Annotated in this window: 19 protein-coding genes; 6 read left to right on the top strand and 13 right to left on the bottom strand. The window is 54.1% G+C overall.

Translation table 11 applies throughout. The annotated features are described in order from the left end of the window. Positions 1 to 107 precede the first annotated feature (107 nt). A complete protein-coding gene (locus tag ABXT62_RS13110) occupies positions 108 to 2,813 on the top strand; it encodes a PD-(D/E)XK nuclease family protein (RefSeq protein ID WP_415355728.1) in 2,706 nt (901 codons plus the stop codon). Beyond that, positions 2,810 to 5,950 (top strand): UvrD-helicase domain-containing protein, encoded by a 3,141-nt coding sequence (locus ABXT62_RS13115; protein ID WP_415355729.1) that lies wholly within the window; start codon positions 2,810 to 2,812, stop codon positions 5,948 to 5,950. Before ABXT62_RS13110 ends, ABXT62_RS13115 begins: the two co-directional genes overlap by 4 nt. A gap of 79 nt (positions 5,951 to 6,029) precedes the next feature. Here the strand turns inward: ABXT62_RS13115 and ABXT62_RS13120 are convergent, their stop codons facing one another. Both ABXT62_RS13120 and ABXT62_RS13125 read right to left on the bottom strand, forming a co-directional pair. Next, a complete protein-coding gene (locus ABXT62_RS13120; RefSeq protein ID WP_415355730.1) occupies positions 6,030 to 6,464 on the bottom strand; it encodes a hypothetical protein in 435 nt (144 codons plus the stop codon). A gap of 73 nt (positions 6,465 to 6,537) precedes the next feature. Then, positions 6,538 to 7,527, bottom strand: coding sequence for an ARPP-1 family domain-containing protein (locus ABXT62_RS13125; RefSeq protein ID WP_415355731.1), 990 nt, complete (start codon positions 7,525 to 7,527; stop codon positions 6,538 to 6,540). A gap of 427 nt (positions 7,528 to 7,954) precedes the next feature. Here ABXT62_RS13125 and ABXT62_RS13130 point away from each other — a divergent pair, with 427 nt between their 5' ends. Then, positions 7,955 to 8,884, top strand: coding sequence for a metallophosphoesterase (locus tag ABXT62_RS13130; RefSeq protein ID WP_415355732.1), 930 nt, complete (start codon positions 7,955 to 7,957; stop codon positions 8,882 to 8,884). A gap of 181 nt (positions 8,885 to 9,065) precedes the next feature. Here the strand turns inward: ABXT62_RS13130 and ABXT62_RS13135 are convergent, their stop codons facing one another. From ABXT62_RS13135 to ABXT62_RS13160, 6 genes are all read right to left on the bottom strand, one after another. Next, a complete protein-coding gene (locus tag ABXT62_RS13135; protein ID WP_415355733.1) occupies positions 9,066 to 10,541 on the bottom strand; it encodes an FAD-binding domain-containing protein in 1,476 nt (491 codons plus the stop codon). Beyond that, complete coding sequence (locus ABXT62_RS13140; protein WP_415355734.1) at positions 10,538 to 10,693, bottom strand: DUF2256 domain-containing protein; 156 nt, start codon at positions 10,691 to 10,693, stop codon at positions 10,538 to 10,540. Before ABXT62_RS13140 ends, ABXT62_RS13135 begins: the two co-directional genes overlap by 4 nt. Positions 10,694 to 10,741: 48 nt before the next feature. Beyond that, entirely contained in the window at positions 10,742 to 11,401 is a 660-nt protein-coding gene (locus tag ABXT62_RS13145; RefSeq protein ID WP_415355735.1) for an SOUL family heme-binding protein, read from the bottom strand. Positions 11,402 to 11,615: 214 nt separating this feature from the next. After that, positions 11,616 to 12,473, bottom strand: a complete 858-nt coding sequence (locus tag ABXT62_RS13150; RefSeq protein WP_415355736.1) for an alpha/beta hydrolase fold domain-containing protein — start codon at positions 12,471 to 12,473, stop codon at positions 11,616 to 11,618. 206 nt (positions 12,474 to 12,679) lie between these two features. After that, positions 12,680 to 13,126 carry a hypothetical protein gene (locus tag ABXT62_RS13155; protein ID WP_415355737.1) on the bottom strand — a complete coding sequence of 149 codons (447 nt, stop codon included), beginning with the start codon at positions 13,124 to 13,126 and terminating at the stop codon, positions 12,680 to 12,682. Positions 13,127 to 13,136: 10 nt separating this feature from the next. Next, positions 13,137 to 13,472, bottom strand: coding sequence for a hypothetical protein (locus ABXT62_RS13160; protein ID WP_415355738.1), 336 nt, complete (start codon positions 13,470 to 13,472; stop codon positions 13,137 to 13,139). A gap of 255 nt (positions 13,473 to 13,727) precedes the next feature. Here ABXT62_RS13160 and ABXT62_RS13165 point away from each other — a divergent pair, with 255 nt between their 5' ends. Then, positions 13,728 to 14,783 (top strand): dihydrodipicolinate reductase, encoded by a 1,056-nt coding sequence (locus ABXT62_RS13165; RefSeq protein ID WP_415355739.1) that lies wholly within the window; start codon positions 13,728 to 13,730, stop codon positions 14,781 to 14,783. Positions 14,784 to 15,242: 459 nt separating this feature from the next. After that, positions 15,243 to 15,992: an SDR family NAD(P)-dependent oxidoreductase gene (locus ABXT62_RS13170; protein WP_415355740.1), complete on the top strand. Its 750-nt coding sequence runs from the start codon at positions 15,243 to 15,245 to the stop codon at positions 15,990 to 15,992. Between the two features lie 172 nt (positions 15,993 to 16,164). On the opposite strand, the gene ABXT62_RS13175 is transcribed toward ABXT62_RS13170, so the two are convergent. The 4 genes from ABXT62_RS13175 to ABXT62_RS13190 all read right to left on the bottom strand — a co-directional run bounded on the left by ABXT62_RS13175 (position 16,165) and on the right by ABXT62_RS13190 (position 20,736). Further along, positions 16,165 to 17,046 carry a ribokinase gene (locus ABXT62_RS13175; protein WP_415355741.1) on the bottom strand — a complete coding sequence of 294 codons (882 nt, stop codon included), beginning with the start codon at positions 17,044 to 17,046 and terminating at the stop codon, positions 16,165 to 16,167. A 912-nt stretch (positions 17,047 to 17,958) separates the two neighbouring features. Beyond that, on the bottom strand, positions 17,959 to 18,972 hold the full coding sequence (locus tag ABXT62_RS13180) for an SDR family NAD(P)-dependent oxidoreductase (RefSeq protein ID WP_415355742.1): 1,014 nt from the start codon (positions 18,970 to 18,972) through the stop codon (positions 17,959 to 17,961). Between the two features lie 100 nt (positions 18,973 to 19,072). Further along, positions 19,073 to 19,780 (bottom strand): Coq4 family protein, encoded by a 708-nt coding sequence (locus ABXT62_RS13185; protein WP_415355743.1) that lies wholly within the window; start codon positions 19,778 to 19,780, stop codon positions 19,073 to 19,075. Positions 19,781 to 20,055: 275 nt separating this feature from the next. Next, on the bottom strand, positions 20,056 to 20,736 hold the full coding sequence (locus tag ABXT62_RS13190; protein ID WP_415358215.1) for an IS6 family transposase: 681 nt from the start codon (positions 20,734 to 20,736) through the stop codon (positions 20,056 to 20,058). Between the two features lie 89 nt (positions 20,737 to 20,825). Here ABXT62_RS13190 and ABXT62_RS13195 point away from each other — a divergent pair, with 89 nt between their 5' ends. Next, on the top strand, positions 20,826 to 22,283 hold the full coding sequence (locus ABXT62_RS13195) for a neutral/alkaline non-lysosomal ceramidase N-terminal domain-containing protein (protein ID WP_415355744.1): 1,458 nt from the start codon (positions 20,826 to 20,828) through the stop codon (positions 22,281 to 22,283). 60 nt (positions 22,284 to 22,343) lie between these two features. Here ABXT62_RS13195 and ABXT62_RS13200 read toward each other — a convergent pair whose 3' ends face one another. Beyond that, positions 22,344 to 22,712: an acyltransferase family protein gene (locus tag ABXT62_RS13200; RefSeq protein ID WP_415355745.1), complete on the bottom strand. Its 369-nt coding sequence runs from the start codon at positions 22,710 to 22,712 to the stop codon at positions 22,344 to 22,346. Positions 22,713 to 22,732: the final 20 nt, after the last annotated feature.

A 22,732-nucleotide genomic window follows, 5' to 3' on the forward strand; every position in this document is an offset into this window, starting at 1 on the left:
ATCCATACAGGTCGCCTAACCACGCGGGTAGCTTTTGCGCCTGATGGCGGGTTCATGGATATCAGCCTATTATGGGTGGCGGAATATTAGGGGTAGTAAACTCGATAATGCGGTCAGAAACCAACATCGGCAAGATTCAAGTCACCGTGGCGATTAAGGGTGATTCCCCCCTTCCGGCGCTTAAAATGGATTCGCTGGGTGACGTCTCTGTAGGCCCTCACGGTTTGCTTCGTGCGCTTGAAACCCAATTGGGCATTCCCTCGTCTGAGACATCGTTCACTGCGCGCCTCATCCAATACCTGGGCTGCTTAGAACAGGCGAATAACCCTAAGGCCTTCTATCATGCATCCTATGAGGCTGACCCATTCTCCGTCGCGCGCACCTTGTTGCAGTGGCGCGACCAATGGTATCTGGCGGGATGGCAAGGTAACTTCAAGCAGGATGCACCGGCCCGGCTTCAAGACATGGCGGCTATCGAACAGCTGGCAAGCACGCGCTTAGACCTCAGCCTGGGCCAGCGCATAGCGCGCGTCATCGAATTACTGCCAGACAACCCGATCGCCATCGACAGCATCACGCTGCGCGATGCCCTGTCGGCCTTTCCCTCTCTGTGGCGTCAGTTGATTGCGGCCATCGTCGCAACCGGCACCACCCTCCATGAGTTGCCAGACACTCCCCCACAGGCCAACAAAGACTCCGACCTCGGCAAGCTGCAGCGCCACTTGCTGGCCGCTGGCAGTGACCCGATAACGCTGCGCGGTGACGGCACGGTCATTGCGCTGCGCGCCTACTCTGCCCAACACAGCACCCCGCTCACCGCGCTGCTGACTCAGGGCTGGTTATCGGAGGCACCGGATAAGTCCATCGCCGTGCTGGCCGAGTCCCGCGGCGAACTGCTAGACGAGACGCTGGAGCATATGAACAGTCCGCGCCTCGGTTTCAGCGCGCTGTCGCCGTGGCGGCCGGTATTTCAAGTATTGCCGCTGGCCTGTGAACTGTTGTGGGCGCCGTTGAATCCCACCGCCCTGTTTCAGTTTCTGTCGCATTCGGTGGGGCCTATTCCTGCACGTATCCGAGAGCGATTGGCGCAAACCGTTGCCAGCACCCCCGGCATCGGCAGTGCCGCCTGGGAACAAGTCATCGCCAAAAGCCTTGAGCGTGAAGCACCCAGCAAACGCGAAAAGCTGGAACAAGACCTTCGTTACTGGCTGGAATCCCCGCGCTTCTCACCGAGCGTCGGAGTCGACAGCAGCATACTGGCGCAACGCGCACAGAGAGTGGCCGACTGGCTGCAGGGTGCCAAGGACGCCAGCGATGATAATGACCGCAAGGCGTTGTACAACATCGCCCTAAACCAGGCACTGGAGTTTGTAAACGCGATCGAACGCTTAAAAGAGCACGGGCGCGCTGTGCTCAGTCAGGACAATGTACGCCGCCTGATCGAGGATGTGCGCGGCACCGGCGCCCCGGTGACAGACCGCGGCGCCGAAGTGATACCGGGGCAGCCCACCGTGCTGCGGGCCGACCATGCAGGCACCTTCTTTGATGCCGTCGACAATGTGATCTGGTGGGATTGTCAGGCCAACGATCGGGTGCAGCGCTGGCCCTGGTCACGCACCGAGCGCGCGGCGCTGGCGGCTAACGGTGTGCACCTGCAGTCTGAGGACGAACAACTGGAATGGCTGGGCAAGGCGTGGCTGCGCCCCATTCTATGTGCCAAGGAACGCTGTACGTTGATCCTGCATGATGATGTCGAACGACATCACCCCCTCTGGGATCAAATCGACAGTGTCACCAAAGGCCTGCCCACACTGCAAATCGCCAGCAGTGACACCAGACGCGAGCTCGGTGTGACGCAAAGCCCGTTACCCGTGCGGCCACTCCCGCCTAAAGTACGCTGGTGGCGGTTACCCGTGGCAGCGGACCTGCCGCAACGTGAGGCGGAGTCCTTCTCCAGCCTAGACACCTATATTCACAGCCCCTATCAATGGCTGCTGCGCTACGCCGCTCGCATCCGTCCGGGTTCGCTGGGCACGGTCAGTGATGGCAACCTGCTAAAGGGCAACCTGGCCCATCGCCTGTATGAAGATTTTTTCAAAGCACATGCCGCTATCGACACGATAGACAACGCGAGTATCGCTGGCTGGGTGGAGCACAACGTCGCCACCCTATTGCAACAGGAAGGTGCGTTGTTACTGGAGCTGGGCCGTCAGGCGGAGTGCGAACAGTTTATTACCCAGATGCAGGATTCACTGGGCACGCTGGTAGACCATTTGAAGGATGCCGATGTGGTCAGCGTGCAAATGGAGCTGTGGCAGCAAGGCCGTTACGCCGGCGGCAAGCTCAACGGCTCCATCGATGTATTGGCCACGCGGGCAGACGGCCAAGAGGCCGTGGTGGATATCAAATGGGGCGGCAAAAACTACCGCCGCGACGCCCTGCTAGAAAACAGCTATCTGCAGTTAGCCACCTACGCCCAGTTGCGGCGCAACAATAATGCACAGTGGTCACCCACACTGAGCTACTTCATCGCCAAGGACTCGCACATGCTGAGCCTGAACCACACGTTCTTCCCGCGTGCGGACATCCTCAAACCCGACGGCGAAGAAAACGCCGCTCAGTACTGGGAGCGCTTTGAAGAGAGCTGGCGCTGGCGCAAGGCACAGTTTGACAGCGGCCTGGTGGAGGTGACGGTGAAAGGCACCGAACCGACCGATGATTCCGCACCGGGCGAAGACTGCCTGAGCATTCCCAGCGCAAGTGACATGTTCAATGACTACCGCGTTCTCACCGGCTGGGGAGAAGGCGCATGAGCGCCAACATTCATTTCATCAGCGCCGGTGCCGGCAGCGGCAAGACTTTCTCCCTCACCCAAAAGCTGGAAAAACTGCTGTCCGCCGGCGAGGTAAAACCCGCCGGCGTGATTGCCACCACTTTTACTAAACTCGCGGCGGGCGAACTCAAGGAGCGGGTGCGCGCTGCCCTCATCACGGCCGGCAAACTGGATGTGGCCAACCAAATGGAACAGTCGTTGATTGGTACCGTGAACGGCGTGTGCGGCGACATACTGCGGCGCTTTGCCTTCGAGGCTGGCATGCCACCCGACCAGCAGGTGCTGGACGATCTCCAGGGGGATGTGCTGTTCTACCAAGCGATGGAGCGGGCCCTGGTGGACAATAAGCAGCTGATACGCGACATGAATAGCACCTGCCACCGCCTACAGATTATCACTCGTAAGCAGCAGCTCAACTGGCGCGCCGAGGTCAAAAGCATCGCCGATGCCGCCCGCGCCAACAACCAATCGCCGGATGCTATCCGTCATTTGGGCAAGGCCAGCGCCGACGAGTTACTGGTTCATTTTCCCAAGGCCAGCAGCCGCGATCTAGACAGGCAGTTACTGAATGTCATCGAGCAAGCCTTGGACGGCATCGATACTACCGTCGATCGCACCAAGGTCACGCGAGAGTATGTTTCACTGATCACTGGGATTCGCGCCGCACTGTATAAGCAGCGCGCGACCTGGTCGGAGTGGATTTCCCTGACTAAAAAAATGCCCGGCGCTAAGTCCAAGTCCTTTGCCCACCCGATCGCCGACATCGCTGTCGACTATGCCAAACACCCAGCCCTGCATGAAGATTTACGCTTTTTTGCGCAGCAGGCGTTCGAGATTGCGGCGGCCAGCCTGAGCGCCTACCAGCTGATGAAAACACAAAAGGGGCTGATCGATTTTGTCGACCAGGAACAGCGTCTGTTTCAACTGCTGGACCATCCCACGGTAAAAGCAACGCTGCAGGAGGAATTACAACTGCTGATGGTGGATGAATTCCAAGACACCAGCCCAATACAGCTGGCGCTGTTCCTCAAGCTGTCACAGTTAGCAGAACAGGTGATTTGGGTAGGCGATACAAAGCAATCCATTTACGGGTTTCGCGGCTCCGATCCAACGCTGATGGCCGCTGTGGTGCAGCGCGTTACGGAAGAAGGCAACACCCCGGAGATACTGCAACAGTCTTGGCGCTCGACACCTGAACTGGTGGCCTATGCCAACAACGTATTCGCCCCTGCGTTTGCCGACACCTTAGCGTCAGAGCAAGTGACCCTGACATCGGCGCGACGCGCCGTCACTGACGAACCTGCGGTGCAAACATGGCGCCTTCACGGCGGCAACAAAAAACTGCGGGCCAACGCCCTCGCCGATGGCATCAGCAGCATGATGCAAACCGGTCGCACCGTCGTCGACAAACACAGCGCGCAAACCCGCCCTGCCACTTACAGCGATATTGCCATACTGTGCCGCACGCACGACAACCTCGACGCCATCGCCGGTGCGCTCAGCCAGGCGAAACTGCCGATACGTTACAAACGCCCGGGCCTGCTGGACACACCCGAAGTCTGCCTGGCAATGGCCTGCCTGCGCCGCCTAATAGACCCGCTCGACACGCTGGCCAGCGCAGAGATACTCAGCCTCACCGGTTGTGAAAACCCCGAAGCCTGGATAGCTCAGCGCATGGCGTATTTACAAGATGACAGCAATCAATCGCGCGCGTGGCTGGAAGACGATGAACAAGGTCCGGTGGCTGCATTAAAAGCCCAGCGCGGCCGGCTGACCTTTCTCACACCACTGGAAACACTGCGCACCGCACTGGAGGCTGGCAATGTCAGAGAATCTGTCTATCGCTGGGGACCCACCGAACAGCGCAGCCAGCATCGCCTCAATAACCTCGCCGCCCTGCTGGCCCACGCCCAAGAATACCTGAACCAATGTACCGCTCAAAACCAACCCGCGACGGCTGCAGGTTTAGTGCTGTGGCTTTACCAACTGGCTGAGTCAGACCAAGACACTCAGGCCACCGGCGGCTCCGAAAATGCCATACAGCTGGTGACCCACCACGGCGCCAAAGGTCTGGAATGGCCCATGGTGATTGCCATGGACCTAGACGCCAAACTGAAACCCCGACTCTGGGGCCTGAGCGTGCTGCCCTCGCAGACGCCGATAAGCCTAGACAATCCACTGGCCAATCGCACCCTGCGCTACTGGCCGGCCTTCACCGGCGGGCAAAGTGCCAACATTGCTCTGCTGGATCAGATCAATGACAGCACCGCAGGCCAAATTGCTATGCAGCAAGAAATAGAGGAATCCAAACGCTTACTGTATGTCTCCCTCACTCGCGCCAGGGATGGCTTGATCCTCACCATGAACAATGAAGATACGAACGGGCAGTGGATGGATACGCTGGAAGCCGACTGGATGTTACCTGAGGCTGAAACACTTACATTGCCCAGCGGCGAGGTGATACCCACCCAATCGATTGACCTCGTGCCGAATGAAACCAATACCGCATTACCGGATTACAAACCCACCTGGCTAACCAGTGACGCACTGGCCATGGATAAGCGGCCAGCACGAGTGAGTCCGTCATCAATAGCACCGCTTGCAACGGCCCGTATTGGTGAGATCATCGAACTGGGTGAGCGACTGGAGATTACAGGTAAATATGATCCCGCGACTCTGGGCTCAGCATTACACGCGGTGATCGCGACAACAATAATGGGCCAAAACGCCACCCACAGAGTGCTGCGAGATCATGACATGCATAATACGATATCGGTTGCGGCGGCCGATGACAGTGCGAAGCGCTTGATCGATAGGCTAGACGAACGTTTCACGCCGCTGCACTACTACACCGAGTTCCCCCTCTACTACACCACTGATGATGGCCAGGTGGTTAGCGGATGGATTGATTTGTTGGTAGAGACACCAGAAGGCTTTGTGCTCATTGATCATAAAGCGTCGCCGCGGGCGAGATCCGATTGGGAAGAGATTGCGTTGGGCTATTCTGGACAGTTGGAAGCCTATTCTGAAGGCATCAGCAGAGCGACAGGTAAGCCGGTGGCGAGCCGTTGGATTCACTTTGCGGTGACGGGCGGCATGGTGGAGGTTGTAGTCTAGATCAGCACTGAACAAAACGTCAGCCAAAAGCCTGTCTCACAGTGCTGCATTCTTTCACCACCCGGCTGTTCGCATCATTCTACTCCCCATACATTTCTAACCCCTCGCCATAAGGATTATTCGGGCTATCACTGCGGTACGGGCTGCCCGCCCCATAAGGATTATTGATCGAGTCGCTGGAGTATTCACTGCCATAGCGGCCATAGGGATTAGACGTTGAATCCGCATCATACGGGTTGTCACTGAGTCGACCGCGGTATTCTCCGTCGCTGTTATACAGTTTCGGCGCCTCCGTTGCATACGGGTTATTAGCGGACGTCGCGCTATTGGGGCTGCCATACCTGCCGTTAGGATTATTAATGCTATTGGCGTTGTAGGGGCTCCCGACCCCGTTGGGATTGGACGTCGAGTTTGCATTATTTTTATTGGCACTGTAGTTACCGATATACTCATCGGCATACGCTGTGCTAACAAACAGCGCTGCAAGCACTGCACTGATGATAAATCTGTTCATAGTCATCTCCTGGTTTTCATCGTGATGTCGATCAGCCGTTTGCCGTACCGTCGTGATCGTCTAAAAAGATCGGCTAGCGATTGCGATAACGGCGCCTCTCGCTAGCGCGACGCATGTTGTCGGACCCTCTTTCGCTGCCAGCTTCGGCTTCCTGGCTAAAGGCACACAGATGCACTACCCGTTCGCGCGCCGCGAGTGCACCCCCGGCGATTGCCGTTGAGTGAATGCGCAGGTCTTCGCCCTCACCCAACGCTTCGAAGCTGTCGGCAGGCGCTGCTGCAACCTGCTGGATGAACTCGAGGATGCTGGGCGAGGTGGTAGGCGTGGTCACCTGCTTCTCCTCAATGGCATCGATGGCATAGCTGCGAATCAGCTTTGGCATCAGCTTGCTGCAGGTAGAACTCACGTCGAATAATTCAAGGCCACAGATCGTGCCGTTGATTACGAAGCAGGCGCCCACCTGGGTCTCACTCGTACTAAAAGCTGCAACATATTCATCAACAGAACCAGAGAAATGTTCGAAGGCATCCGCGATTGCGTCTGTACTGGAATCCACGTCCATCACGCTCATCTTGCAGGCGATATCATCCCAGACCTCGCTCTGATCTGAGTGGCGACTTTCGCTACTGCGCATGTTCTCACTGACGCGCTCCGCCTTGCGCGCCCGCCCCCTGCTGAACATGGCTCGATCGGCTGAGGCAAACTCCTCCGTGCGGTGGCTCCACCGGCCCTGCTCCACACAGGACACGGGAATTTCCAGTGTCGTTTGCGCCGGCACCAGCAGGGTGAGATTGAGAATGCGGTTCTGCTTAGCACCCACCAACTCCTCTCCGTCGAGCAGGAATAAGGCCTGCTCGGCGCTGTTTTCTAGCAGCAGCGTTGGCACACTGCCGGAATCCGACACCTCGGTCACGACCGCAAGGCCCTGCTCCTGGGCTTCACCCAGCGTAAGATAGTCGGCGATGCCAGGCACCGCTGCCAGCAGCGGTGTGATGTGCAGATTTTCAAAACTCTGTACTTCGCCCAGAGTGACGGCTTGTAACGCTTTATTGATCGCAGTCATTATATTTTCCTTTTTTTCTAATAGAGTGCTTCGTTTTTTTGCGTTCTGATCAGCCCTTTCAGTGTCAGTAGGCAAGGCTTCGCCCTTGGGCCCATTGCGCGCTCCTGGCCCTGCTTGTGGTGGTCGATGTGCTTGCTCGCTGCGGATTCATCCGACGGGGTAACCGTTCGCCATTCAGGCGCAGGTTCGTACCGCAGGGTGTTTATAGTAGTCCTTTTTCGCCAGATGTTTAGAGTGTATGCATGCACAGGTAGTGTTTTCAGGCAGGCCTTTTTGTGGGCGTTCGTCCTATCTGTCCGACTGCGCTATACTGTTTATGTGGCGGCACCCTCTGCCTCACACGTGTTTCAAATTCTTTTAATCTGTTTGACTTAACGCCACCACCGGCCCTTCACGGGATTGGTTGTGGGGGTCCATGGAGAGCCTTATGAACTACGACCTCATCGGCGACATACACGGGCATGCACGAACGCTTGCAGCGCTGCTCGAAAAGCTGGGATACACCCAGCGCGCCGGCATATACCAACATGCAGAACGACAGGTAGTGTTTCTGGGGGACTTTATAGACAGAGGTCCCCATCAGCGCCAGACGCTCGAAATCGTCCGGCCCATGATAGAACAGGGGCATGCCCTGTCGGTAATGGGCAACCATGAGTTTAATGCCGTGGCCTATGCGACACCACTGGATGAAGGTTCGCACTTGCGGCCGCACGACTCCAACAACAAAGAACAACACGCGGCCTTCCTTGCAGAATACCCTGCGGATTCTCCGGATTACCTAGACATGATCGACTGGTTCAGAACACTGCCCATGTGGCTAGATCTTGGTGATATGCGAGTGGTGCACGCCTGCTGGGACAAGGACGTCATCGCGAGTCTCATCAAGCACCATGAGGGCCCGCGCCTCACCAATACCCTCCTGCGTCACGCCAGCACCAAGGGCCGACAGGAATACGATCAGGTGGAGACCCTACTCAAAGGCAAGGAAATACCGCTGCCAGGAGACTGCAGCTACCTCGACAGCTACGGCAAGGAGCGTCGCCACATGCGCATCCGCTGGTGGGATCGCACGTCAACCACCTACCGCGGCAAGTTCCTCGGCATGCTTGAATGGCAAAAACATATTCCGGACGATGAGATCAAAGGTGACCACGGCGTCAGCTATGGGCACCATGAACCCCCTGTGTTCTTAGGGCACTATTGGCAGAGCGGGACGCCAGCGCCCCTTGAAAGCAATGTAGCCTGCCTGGATTACAGTGTGGCGAAGCCCGGAGGCAAGCTGGTGGCCTACCGCTGGAATGGTGAACCTAACCTGCATGCCGATGCGTTTGTGTGGGTCGACCGAGTGGAGCCCTAGTCGATGTCAAATTTCAAAGCATCCCCATCGATACCGCATTGCAAAAACGTCGGGCAGGCCACGGTTTCGCCAGCCCACGATTCACCTTTCCCCAAAGACCGTCGTCGCTTCATCGTGGTCTGCCCCGGGTTTTTCCAGCGTTTTGCGCAATAGTAGTGCGGATGAAGGTATTCTGATGATGTTATGCAGGTTTACGTTTAGCGCGGTGTTGACCATTCACGTGCTGTTTAAGAATGCGTTTTTTTTCTTTCAGTAACAATGCGTCAGATTTGAAGGCCCAAAGTCGATCTCGCGCTAGCTTTCCACTGTGTTGAATATCAACAATGGGCGCTGGGTAGTCTTTTCCTGGCTCAAAGTCATACATGATGGCTTCCATGGGTGTAATCAGCCAGGGTGTATGCATTAAAGGTTGTGGTAAAGGCGCCAATTCTGGCAACCACTGGCGTAAAAACTCAGCCTCACTGTCATGTTCTTGCGATTGTTTGACCGGGTTGTAAACCCTTATCGTATTCACCCCGGTAACACCGGCCTGCATTTGAAATTGCGGATAATGAATGCCGGGTTCAAAGTCGAGGAATTGCCGTGCTAAGTGTTCTACACCACGGCGCCAATCTATTTGGCAGTGGTGGCATAAAAAACTGACCAACATCGCCCGCATACGAAAATTCAGGTAGCCGGTTTCGTTCACACAACGCATCGCTGCATCAATTAAGGGGTAGCCGGTTTGACCAGTTTGCCAAGCTTCAAGGCGTGCATTTGAGCCGGTGCTGGTATCCATAGGGAAGTGTTCGAAGGCTCGGTTCATGGGCCGCATTTGAATTTCACATTCGTCTTCAAACTTTTGCATAAAATGGCAGTGCCAGCTGAGCCTGTCGCACAAGGCTTTGCGCACCTGACCCCAGCCTGCTTGATCAAATTGCGCCACGCTTTGATACATTTGTCGTAAACTGATATTTCCCCAGGCCAAGTAGGGTGACATGCGAGAACAAGCTTCGCGACTGGCTAGCGGCTTAGAAATATATTTGCGGTAGTTTCTACCGCGACCTTCAAAAAAATCGGCCAGCGTTTGCCAGGCCAGTTTTTCTCCTCCGTGCTGGAAATCATCGTGTGCTTTTCGCCAGTGCGGTTGAATCTGTGGTTTAAAGCTATCGTCCATGTCTAGGCTAAGTGCCGATTGTTGGCCCCATTGCGGCTCATCAAGCGGGCTGTGCATAACGCTACGCCAATTCAGTGACCACTGACTGCGCTGACTAAGACCGCGCACGACTGCACCGGTTGGCTTTTGAAGCCATTGTATATGCGCAGACCTAAACCATCGGCTCAGGCTTTTGTCGCGTTCATAGGTATTGGCTAAGCCTATTTCTTCATAACTGAAGACTTGCTCAATCGCATATTGTTGGTGTAAGGCGCCGAATACGTTTTCAGCAGACCCACCTAACACGGTTAACGTACCGCGCTGTTGTTGATTGAGTTGGCGCTGCATATCGCACAGAGACTGATAGATAAAACGCCAATGTCTATCGCTGTAGTGGCTGTCTTGTATTAACAGTGGCTCAAAAATATACAATAGAATAAATGGCGAATTAGCGGCCAGAGCTTGGCATAAAGGGGCATGATCGGTGAGCCTGAGGTCTCGTTTAAGCCAAACAATATTCATCCGTCGAGCGACTTTTTGGCAGATGGTATTTTATTGCGCCGACAGCGTTCGCTGCAATATTTGACGGATTCCCAGTCGCGCGCCCACTTTTTGCGCCAGTTAAAACTCAGGCCACAGGTTTCGCATTGTTTGCTGGAAAGGTTTTTAGGCATGACCGTTTTAATTCACTTTACGTGTGGCTGGCAACGTTGCTGAATAATTTATTGCGCTGTATTTTCTTGTGCTGCAATTATGGGGGCTGCAACTTCTATGATGATTTCATTACGGCGCATAAACGGCAGGGTCCAGGGTGGATTATAGCGCGCTAATTGTGGCGTGCTTAAAGCACTCAGTTGCTGTTGTTGAATCCACTGTTGCAGTGCTTGGGTATTTTTAGCGACTGTTTCAGCCCCGCTAAAACCTGAGAAACGCATCACAGCGGCATAACTGGCAGGCAGACTACGCACTGTAACCGCTGAGTTGTTGGGCTTTGGCAAGCTTTCGAGGTTGTATTGGCTGGGCATAAAAAAACTGACTTGCCAGGCCTGTTCGGATCCATCACTCGCTGGATTAGACGTTGTAAAAGCCTCGACATTGCTGCTTTGTAATATCACTGGCGCTGTCATACTGATATTTTCTGCTTCGCCACTGCTGGGATGCTGATTGTTGCCGAAAATAAAGTTGGCGATGGCTTTAAAGCCAGAACTTGACGCCTTTTTCATATTACCGCTTACCGCGGTTTCAGCAATGATTCTGGGTGCATATAAACGCAGTTCAAAGGGCTCACTTTTTTTAATGAGGGTAAAGGCAGGTTCTTCAGTCGCCATCAGGAGCCCCGAATGCATCATCAGTGCAGTCAATATTATGGTGGTCAGTTTCATCAGCTTGCGTCCTTATCTTACTGTACATACGCAAAAACCTAAATTTGGGTTCAAAAAAGTCGGTTATGCGCTGAATACTGCGTGTTGTTAACCCACTGAGCCTCACAGTAAGATGATCGGCAGGCCATAACGTTAGCTAAGGCGCGTGCCGCCGCGGGTCAGTGATAGAGGGGCTGTTAGCACTTTAATGATCAGTCTAGTCCTTAGCTCGCTGTTATTGATTAAGGGCGGTTTTTTTCAGGAAAGCAGACATTCTCGCGGCGGGTTCATCACGGTTAAAGCGGTAATCTCCATGGGTATAGCCCGCTATGCACATCAGCTGACTGTCAACGCCCGCAGACAGTAATGCTTCATGCATCATCACACTTTGCTCCACCGGCACGATAGGGTCCGCGTCACCGTGCAACAGAAAGGTAGGAGGGCAACTGCTCTGCACCAGCTTCAGAGGCGAAGCCAAATCGGATTTCTGCGGTGCAGTCGCTATCGATTCTCCTAATAAGGCGGTAACCGGAGAATCTTCCGCGTAATAATCCAGTAGCCCATCAAAATCTTTGAGGACTGCAAGAAAGTCAGTCGGAGGGTATAAGGCCAGCACGCCTTGTACTTGATTGGATTGGTCAAGGTGCTCGCCCAGTTGGCCATTCAACTGCTCATGCTCCGCAGACACACCCAGCATACAGGCCATATGCCCACCGGCAGACATGCCAGCGGCTATAAGCATGTCTGAATTCAGACCCAGCGTGTCGGCATTTGCGCGTAAGTAACGGATCGCTGCCTTCGCTTCGTGGCATTGAACAGGCCACTGTGCAACATCACTGAGTGAATAGCTGACGCTCACAAGCGCAAAGCCTCGAGCCAGTTGCTCCGCAGCAATGCGCTCGATGGCTTTGCGGTTACCCATTTTCCATGCCCCGCCATGAAACCAAACGATGACAGGCAGTGGCTCTGCTGACGGGGAGACGGGGCGGTAAATATCCAGCAGACGTTCTTCACCTTCACTGTGACAATAACATAGCGCCTCCGGTGTAAATTTGCTGAGGTAGGCACGCCCCAAAATGGCGCTGTAGACCATAATGCCGATCACTTTAAGATTACGAAAAAAGTTACGGATGGATCTCATAAAACTGAAGAAGTGCAATAGAACATGATATCCATGGGGCATTGGCGAGTGTTAGAGATCAGTACAATTGAACCATATCATAGAGCGAAAGGCTTTTAATAGGCGAAAGCGGCCTAAACCGCCGGCCTCTGGGGAGATGAATGAATGGGGCCTGGTCGCTATTTTTTTAGCAGACCTAGCAGGAAGCGCAGTACGCCTGTTGCGCGAGAGATATCTTCGCCAATGTTGCTAACCTCTTGCGCAAGATTTTCTAATCTATTTTTAACGTCATTCACATCCTCATTGAGTTCGCGATACGCCATTTCGCGAACCTCTTTTGCCATACGTTCTTCATTCTCTGAGGGCCCCGCCTTTTGACTCAGCAGAAGTACAATGACGCCCCCGATTCCGTTCGCACACGCGATGATTAGCGCCGAGTTCGCTGGGCTGAATGATGCCTCGAGCGCCAGGAACCCAGCGACATTCAGCATGCCAATACCCAACAGAAAGAGCACCAAAGAAAAGGCAATATACGTGCTTTTGCTTACGGCACGTCGCGTACGGATTTGCGTAAGTGCCAATTCGGACCGAGCGAGTAGTTGCAGCTTAAACATTGAATCAGACAATTGAACCTCCCTAAGATGTTAATCGACCTACCAGTACACCAAGCCCAAAAATGAGAAGGAGGGTCGCGGGCTTCACGTCTTTTAGGTCGTCGTTAATATCAACAAACCAGTTGCCGGTGACGTCTTTTACGCGCTCCAACATTTGTGTCGCATCAAGATCATCAAGGCCGCTAAGCCAGTCCTCAACAGAGTCTCTCAGACTTTCCTCTGCTGTGACCGAGGCTTGCAGATTTGCTACCCCGGCAGGCTCCGATACTGACAACTTTTTCTGAAGACGGGCTTGCTCAAATTGCTTAAGCTGGGCTCTCAGTGTCTCCAGCTCAGCCACTATCCCTTGATCTTCCATCTGTCCCCCACCCTTTCCGGGCCTTCTCAAGCGATTTAAGCCGATCGTGAACTCAGCACTAAAGCCATCCTACGTCTTTCCCCACCTCTCGCAAGGTTTAATGTGTGGGTTCTGGAGCCTTTAACAAAGTTAAGACTAGATTATTCGCTTTTGTTCATCAACAAAAATTAGTTTTTCAATTCTGTCATTATCTCGAGCATTGAATTCAGCTAAGATAGCCTCATTCAATCAGTGACATCTGAACGGAGCAATAAAATGACCTATAAAGTCGTGCAGTGGGCAACGGGTATTCATGGACGGTTAGCCCTGCGGGGTATTCTTGATCATCCAGACATGGAATTGGTTGGCGTTAAAGTTTACAGCGATGATAAGCATGGCATGGACGCAGGTCAGTTATGTGGCCGTCCTGACACGGGCATAAAAGCAACGAATAAAATCGAAGAGATACTGGCATTAGAGGCAGATTGCGTCGTTTACATGCCGCTTCTGGCCAACCTCAAAGAGGTTATCCCTCTACTTGAATCGGGTAAAAGTGTGATCACTTCCTGTGGTTGGGTTTACCCAAAAAATCGGGACACTAGCCAACTTGAGGCGGCGTGCCAAAAAGGGCAGTCGGTGTTGCATGGTACGGGTATACACCCCGGTGGTTTGACAGAAAAACTGCCGCTATTGGCCTCGGCGTTTGTGACTAACGTACGTTACGTTCGCGGCGAAGAGTTTTCAGACCTTCGCACCTATGATGCGCAAGAGGTGGTGACCAACATTATGATGTTTGGTCAAACTCAAGAACAGTTGGCCGGCAGTATTATGAAAGATGTCCTTGCCGATGGGTTTACCCAGTCGATCGACATGGTAGCCGATCAGATAGGTGTAACGCTTGACTCAGACTTTGTCACTAAGCATCGCTGGAGTCTCGCAACCGCTAATATTGAAACACCTTTTGGTGTGCTTGAAAAAGGCACTGTTGCCGCTCAGTCGTTCTCGTGGCAAGGCACGGTAAAAGGCACGCCAGTGATAGAAGCGGCGGTCAATTGGTACATGGGTAACAGTCACCTTGAAGACGGTTGGGACCTAGGTAAAGAGCGTTTTGAAATGGAAGTCATCGGCGACAACCGCATTCAATTAGTGACAGAAGGCTTGCACGCCGACTCTCCTGAGCACGGCGCTGACGGCGAAGAATCAGCCTTGGTGGCAACCGCCATGCATTGTGTAAACGCAGTTCCCTATGTCTGCAAAGCCAGTCCAGGAATCAGAACGTACAACGACATGCCAATGATCACCGGTCGTGCCGATCAGTCATTAATGCGCTAATCACTATGCGTTAACAGCGACAGTGTTACTCCTACAAGACCGACGTTAAGTGTGGGACGTTTAGGCATAAAACCCTAATGGAATCGCACTGTCAGGCCTAAAGCTCTGACAACGTGACGCAAGTGCGCACGTTTTATCACAGCGCCTTAATGTTTATTTCGGGAGGGCGCACTCAAGTCTTCGGGTATTCAATGCCTGACTTCCGTCAACGGTTTTTACACATCCACCGCAGAAATGCCGCTACTATCGCTACAAGCCTTCACACCACTGACGTGGACTGACTCTTGCGTGCCTAGAAAATCCTGGGAAGTCCAGTAGGCGTCAGGTCCATTCTTATCGACAATGCGTACAACTCTATGCAACCAATTGGATTTAAAGTGATGAAAGCAATTCTGATTCTCCCGTCAGTTCACATTGTTGAGACGGATCTAACAGCACAAAGTGCGTGGAGGCCGTCACATGAGTCAGGATAACTGTCTGGCATTGAGTCAATTCAACGTTGTCATTGTAGGCAATGGCGCTATTGGCTCAGCTCTGCTGGAAAACCTGTTGCAACGGCAGTCGTTACATCGTGCAGTTGTTCTTGGACGCAGTACGCACAACGCGTCTGATGATAAGCGTGTTACCTACGTGACCTTCGATGCAGAGGACGCCGAGTCCGTGTTGAACGCCGCCACGCGGGTGCAGGAATCCCTAGACCGCGTTCATCTGCTCATCAATACGGTAGGCTTGCTACATAATCAACACCAAGGTCCCGAGAAACGGCTCAAAACCCTCAACCCAGAGCATTTACAGAAGGCTTTTCAGGTGAATGCTATGCTGCTGCCTTTGCTGGCCCAAGCATTCAGTAAGTTACTGCGTCACGATGATCCGGTGGTGCTTGCCTCTCTTTCGGCGCGAGTCGGCAGTATCGAGGATAACCAACTTGGCGGCTGGTATAGTTATCGCGCCTCCAAGGCTGCACACAATATGTTGCTGAAAACGATCGCAAACGAGTGGCGTATCAGTCATCGCAACGCTATCGTCGTTGCCCTGCATCCCGGGACGGTTTATTCGCGCCTGTCAGAACCCTTTGTATCCGAGCGGTACAAAAATCGCGTATTGACACCTGCCGAGTGCGCGAGCTCGCTGCTGACAGTCATTGGCGACTTGCAGCTAGAAGACTCCGGTAGTTTCTATGATTGGCAGGGCAAATCAATACCCTGGTAAGACAAGAGGTGTCAGACGATAGCCTGTGCATTAGCGACACCTGGACCCCTATCAATAATAATATTTTTTCGAATTAGATTCGTCTAAATCAAAAACCTCGTCACAAACAGCAGGGCATAGTGTTGCCAGCAAAAACCTGTGTCGTGGCAAGCCACTGGGGGTTGAACCCTCGCTAGCGATTAACCTCTGATCTGTCGGGAATAGCCTTGATAGCCCCCTGACGGGTTACCGCGATGGACCCCGCGAGGCAAGCTCGCTGAAGTGCATCATGGTCATTCATGCCTTCCGCCACGCCAGCTAAAAAGTACCCAACAAACGTATCGCCTGCGCCCGTTGTGTCAACCACATCAACACTTGGGCTATTCATGTGTGTGACCTCGCCATTGGCCAGCAACATAGCGCCATCGCCACCCAGGGTAACGACCACCCGAGTCTGCGGCGCGAGGGCTGCCATTTGTTGAGTCATTTGATCAATATCTGCTGCGCCGCACAGCGCTTCTGCTTCGCCTCGGTTAACAATCAAGGTGTCAAGCTTTGCCAGCGGCAAGTCTTTAATATTGTCAGTCATTGGCGCCGGGTTTAGCACAATCTTGATACCCTTTTCCTGCGCAAGCTCAAACGCTTCTGCTAGTAGATTTGTTTCGTTCTGCATCAACAAATAGCGTGCCTGTTGATTGTGGTTTAGAGCCGACTCGATATCCGCTATCGAAAAACTCTGGTTAGCGCCACCGTGCAACACTATCGCGTTCTCACCCTGGTCATCCACCTGAATAATGGCATGTCCGCTGGCACCTTCGATAAGCGCTATGTTGTCGGTATCGACGCCCGTTGAGGCGAGTAACTCTACTGCCCACCTATCACCTTTGAAAACCCTACCGACATGCGCCACCGATACGCCTGCGCGCGCGATAGCAACCGATTGATTGGCACCCTTTCCACCTAGGCCGGTAACAAGATCTAGACTCGAGAGTGTTTCACCCGGTTTAACCAAATGTGGGACTCGGTAGACATGATCAATATTAATTGACCCGAAGTTTATAATCTTCGATTTCATGGTAAACAATATATAGATCGTTGCTGAATATTACAAAATCCGTGTTGAGATTCAGGGATATCGTTCACACTTGAGGTCAGCCGGATGGTAACGTTTCATCGGCCCCGCTGGACCGGCCTGATCCTGGGCTGGAACGTGTCGCCAAGGCCAATGGATTCTTATCTTTCATAAAATGCGGTCTTCTGGCAGCCAAAGTGTTATCGGATTTTTTGACGGCATATCCTCAAGACGCACGTATCAAGAAAATCGACTAGACTTAGAGGCTAGTCTCAATAGCGATGATCTCGTCAAGGCATCGACTACAGCCACCGTAGTAACGTTCGAGGTAGTATCAATGCAAAGCACACATCACCAGCACGGACAACAGGGCCGGCCGCTATCTGGCCGCCCCTGCCGTAAGCTTGCGCCTCCAAATCTGGCACTGAGATTGAAGCTACTGTGCCTCACTATTTTCATCCTTTTGGCAGGTTGTGACTCTTTGGCGACCGATTGTCTCGATCTCGCACCACCGGGAATCTGGACTAAGATTCAATCCCCGGGCGAAGAGATAGTGAGGCTGTTCGATTCAAACGCTGCTGATTCTGCTGTGCTCTGGTTTAAGAGCGGTGACACTAAATTTGGAATGTGTCATGGCTGCGGTGCGCCGAGCGAGCACGCAAGGTCGTTCCAGATAGCAGATACGCAACGCGATACACTCGGGGATCTCGTGGAACAAGAATGTGTTCGATAGCCGTGTGTACGTCACCAAGAAAATGAATGCCTGCCTCTTTAGATCGCTCAATAGTCGCTTTAAAAGATAGAGGTAGGGAATGCTGCGTCAGTTAATCGGATTGCGGGTGTTGGCATGTGTGGGTTGGGTTGACTCGGTCAATGCGTCTTGCGCTTGGCCAGACCTACAACTGACGTATGGGGTTACACATAGCCGTTAGTCATTTGCGTCGACACCTGCCACAGCTTCTGCGCCATGGGCTGATCGAAGACGTGGTTCGGCCCATTCACCGTCACCGGATTACAGTCTTCAAAATACGCACCATTCACCCCGGCAACCTCCGGGTTTGCAGCGACATACACTTGAGTGGCCGCACCCTCGGCAGGGGTTTTTGCAATCAGTGGGCCCACCCATTCAAAGCCCTTGCGGATGACAGCAGGGGCATTGCGGGCAATGTTGGTTTGCACCAGACCCGGGTGAATCACGTTGGACGTGACGCCCGAGCCGGCCAATTGCTTTGATAGCTGCAAAGAGAACAGCGCATTCGCCAGTTTAGATTGACCGTAGTATTCACCCGACTCGAGCACCACGTCGCCATTCAGACTGTCAAACACGATGCCTGCAGGCGGTGCCTGCTTATAGGCGGAGCGACTGCCGACGTGCACGATTCTGCCTCCCTGCGGGTTCATCAGCGGCAGCAAGTGATTGACGAGTACAAAGTGACCCAGGTGATTAACCCTGAACGTGCGTTCTATGCCATCCACTAGGATCAACTCACCGAAGGCGTTGATGCCGGCATTGGCGATCACCATGTCCAACTGCACACCCATGCCCTTCACGGCGTCAGCGCAGTCGACCGCCGACTGGAAATCCGCCAGCTCCAGCGCAAGTGGCGTGGTCTTCCCGCCCACACTGGCGCAGGCCTGCTGGGCTTTTTCCAGCGTGCGGCCGGTACCGATGACATGCACACCGCGGCCCGCCAGCACAGCAAGCGTTTCATAGCCGAGGCCGGAGTTGCAGCCGGTCACCAATGCCGTCTTGCCACTCAGGTTTACCCCTTCAGTCACCGCTTCAGCCGTTGCGCTGGCACCGAAGCTGCCCGGTGGGAACCGCTTGTCCGGGCTTATCTCGGGTTCGTCCGAACTGCACGCGGCGGTACTGGCCACCGCGGCGGCCACGCTAAACTGTAGAAAACCGCGTCGACTTAATCGGGACATAGATCGTTCCTGCTGTTATCAAGATTGTGTCAAAAAACGTCAGCGTGGAGCTCCCAACAAGCCCGCGGCCCGCTGTAAAACGTGCGTCAATCCCAGGCTTTCACTGACCCACCGTCGAAGCAGCAGCACCAAGAGACCAGACCGGCTCATACACAGGCGGCTCGCCCAATCCGAGCTGCTGCCGAACCTGCGCAAGCGGCAGCGGTAGCAGCCCCTCCCAATCTGCAAACTCGAGACATTCACTCTGCTTCCCGCGCCGCCAGGCCTTGCGAATCATGCCGCGCATTTCAGGCCCGCCCGTCCAAAACGCCATAGCGACGATTAGAGCAATACCGTGGTGCCACTTTTGAGCAATGCTGAAGGCAAGGACCGAGCCTTCACCGAGCAGATCGCGCCCCCAGCCTGTGGTGACATGCTGCAAGTCATGGCAATCACGTAGGCGATTGAAGAACCGCTGACGATTCTCACCCACCTCAGTACGACCGCCAGACTCGCTCGCCGCGACCAATCCTTCGGCGGTAATTTTTTCGCGCTCAGTGAACAACAGATACTGGTGGCCTAGGCTCTCTTGCGGCAGCGAGCGCAAGTAATCGTGGTCTATCAGAGTGTCCAGTAAGTTGCGCTTTTCTGCCAAGATGCGCTGGCCGGCCTCGGTCTTCTTAAACTTGCGATAGTGGCGCTCGCCTGAATTGCCCGACAGCGCGCGGATGATAACGAACACCTCGTCGGTGTTATCGGGGTCTAGACGCAGGCGACCTAGGGCACGCCAAGCGGTGCGAAATTGAAGGCTCGTATCTGGCTTTTGCATAATATGTCTCACGGTGTCTGGGAAGGCTATTCCTATGGTACGTACGTTACTGTAGCCATTGGCGTTTGGTCAAACTATCGCCAATAATCACAGTATAGCCTGATCTGTTGATCACAGGCGATCACAGACGATCAAAACCCAGTACCTATCACCTTTTTAAAGCGCACTTACGCGCACACCTATACACAATAACGACATTTTCCCCAAGATTGAGATTGGGAATTTGGGTATCGGCAAGTTAACTATTTCAGGCCGCCCTTATCTGAGTTGGATTCTCAGGCAACCACCCTACTCCATTCAGCGAACGCACCTGTCCTGAGACTTCGATAATGTTCAGCCCTGACCAAGTGCCTGCCGAGATTGAACAGGTTAAAAACCGCAGCATGCGCACCCAGGAATCGTTGAGCCTGACCAACTGATTTGAACCTACGCATCCCCCGCTCTCTTACCCTGGTCGCCTCATGCGATTGCTCTGCCCGATTATTCTCATACTGCTTAGTGCTGTGGATCGTCTCTGGGATCAATTCGCGCTGAGCAACGCCATAGCTGCGCAGTTTGTCGGTAACGATCTTTCTAGGCTCGCCGCCATGGCTTCGCAATAACCTTTTGAAGAAACGTTTCGCCGCGGCTCCATCCCGCTTGGTCTGTAGGTAGACATCAACCACTTCTCCGTCCTGATCAACAGCACGCCACGGGTAATGCTGCTTACCGTTAATCTTAATGAAGACCTCATCGATGTAGAAAGTGTCGCCAAACCCTCGGTGTTTTCGTTGTAGTCTCCGGGCGTATAGGGCACCAAACTTGATACACCAGAGACGAATCGTTTCTCGGCTGACGGTGATGCCTCGTTCGGCAAGTAGATCTTCGATGTCTCTGTGGCTGAGATTAAAGCGATAGTAGAGCCAGACTGCGTAGCTGATAATGTCCGGTGGGAATCGGTGGCGTTTCTCTGTCATAAACACCTCGATAAGTGACGTCATTATTGTCTCTTATTGAAGTGACCGGTACCATTGAACCAGAAAAATGCGACAGAGTAATGCCAACCATGCAAAGTAAAGTAACAATAAAAGCACTGAAAAATCACAGCGGCACCCTGCTCTGCACCGCTTTCCTGGCCATACTGATACCCTTGTCGGGATGCTCAGACGGGAGCGACGGCATTCGGCCAGTGTCTGGCCTGCAAGTGGGCGCCGCCAAGCGCGATATCACCCCCACGGCAGACACCGCTCCTCCGGACGGCAGCAGTGTCTTCCTTGGGGGCTACGGGCTGGGCCCGGAGCGTCCATCAACCGGCGTGCTCGAGCCAATTTACGTTAGGGCGTTCGTGGTAAATGGTCCGAACGGCACGCTGGCGTTTGCCCAGAACGAAACACAGGGCATGTTTGCCGCTTATGAGCAGGGGCCCTACGGCCTGCTCGACGTCGCGGCAGCGGTTGAGGCCGCAACCGGGGGCGCCATTCCCCGCTCGCATGTCATTATCGGCTCAGATCACAGTCATGCCGGCCCCGACACCATTGGCGTGTGGGGCGGGGTTCCTGAGTCGTACCTTACCTACTTGCGTGACCAGACAGTGGCGGCGATCGTCGCGGCGTACGAGTCACGTACGCCCGCCGAGCTCTCGATCGGTGCAGTCGATGCGACCGACCTTATTCGCAGCCAGTTTGATGCACCACCCAATGCCGTCGTAGACGGGGAACTGCGCGTGCTCGTTGCAACTGAACCAGGTGATGCCACCAGCGTGATCGCCGCCATGATCAATTTCTCGGCCCATGCAACGGTAATGGGTAGCGACAATACCCTCATCTCAGGTGACTGGCCAAGCGTGGTTGCCAGCAGCATCGAAAGCGAACTGGGCATTGACACGGCGCTGGTGATGGTGGCGGACGTTGGTCGCACCCAACCCCAGCGCGACATTGGTGGCGGCGATACAAATGAGGAGCGGCTGCGATCATATGGCGCACTGGTGGAAGAGCGCGCACTCCTGGCCATGGCTGATCTTGAGCCCGTGGAAGGTGACGAGGTTTCGGTCACCCAGCGTTTTCTGCGGGAAACTTATACCAATCCCATATTGCCGTTCGTCGTTTTGCAAGGCTTGATCTTGCGCAGTAACACGCCGCCCTGGTTATCGGCAGAGGAAGAAACCATCGGCACAGTGGTCTCTGCAGCTCGCATCGGCAACGTATTGTTCGCGGCAGTGCCTGGCGAAGGTTACCCGGCGATTCAACTGGCGATGGAAGAACGTGTCGAAGCGCAACAGCATTTTTTCTTCGGGCTAGCCAACGATCAACTGGGCTACCTGATCGCACCCGAAGAAGGCTACCCGGATATCCTCGCGGCTGCGCCCGACAACGATAACGCCGTGTTCAACGTGAGTTCGCAGATCGGCGATCATGTCCAGTGCGCGCTTCTGGCGGCGGCGGCGGACATTGAGTTGTTGGTGGAGCCGGACGAGGCCCGATGTGCGCAGTATGCCGATGAGAACGCGCAAATACCTGGCATGTAACTCAACATGTCCCTCGCCAAGGTTCTGACATTGTTAGTTCTATCGACTAATTTGTGATGCCTAAGTCACCATTAACATTGCTACGGGGTAGACGGCCGATTTCGCGGTAAGCGCAAGCTCAGCTGCCGGCACTATCACAACAGCGCATAGCAGTGTAATATATATGGTCGCGACAAGGGCCGGGATTATTCGGCGGAATCGACGATAGTAAAAGTCTTTGAGGGAGAAGCGCTGGCGTTCAAGATCGAATAGCAGGTTACGCGTGATGATAAAGCCGGAGATGACAAAAAATAAATCGACCCCCAGAAAACCACCAGGGAAAAAGTTGATTTCCAGATGAAAGAACAAGACGGCCAGAACGGCGAGTGACCGCATGCCCTCCAGCGCGGGAATATATTCCTTTTTCAGGGCTGACTGAGAGAGTCTCATTGTTCGCGCATGGGTTAATG

Origin of the sequence: Halioglobus sp. Uisw_031, from assembly GCF_047729875.1 — a bacterium.
GTDB lineage: Bacteria > Pseudomonadota > Gammaproteobacteria > Pseudomonadales > Halieaceae > Marimicrobium.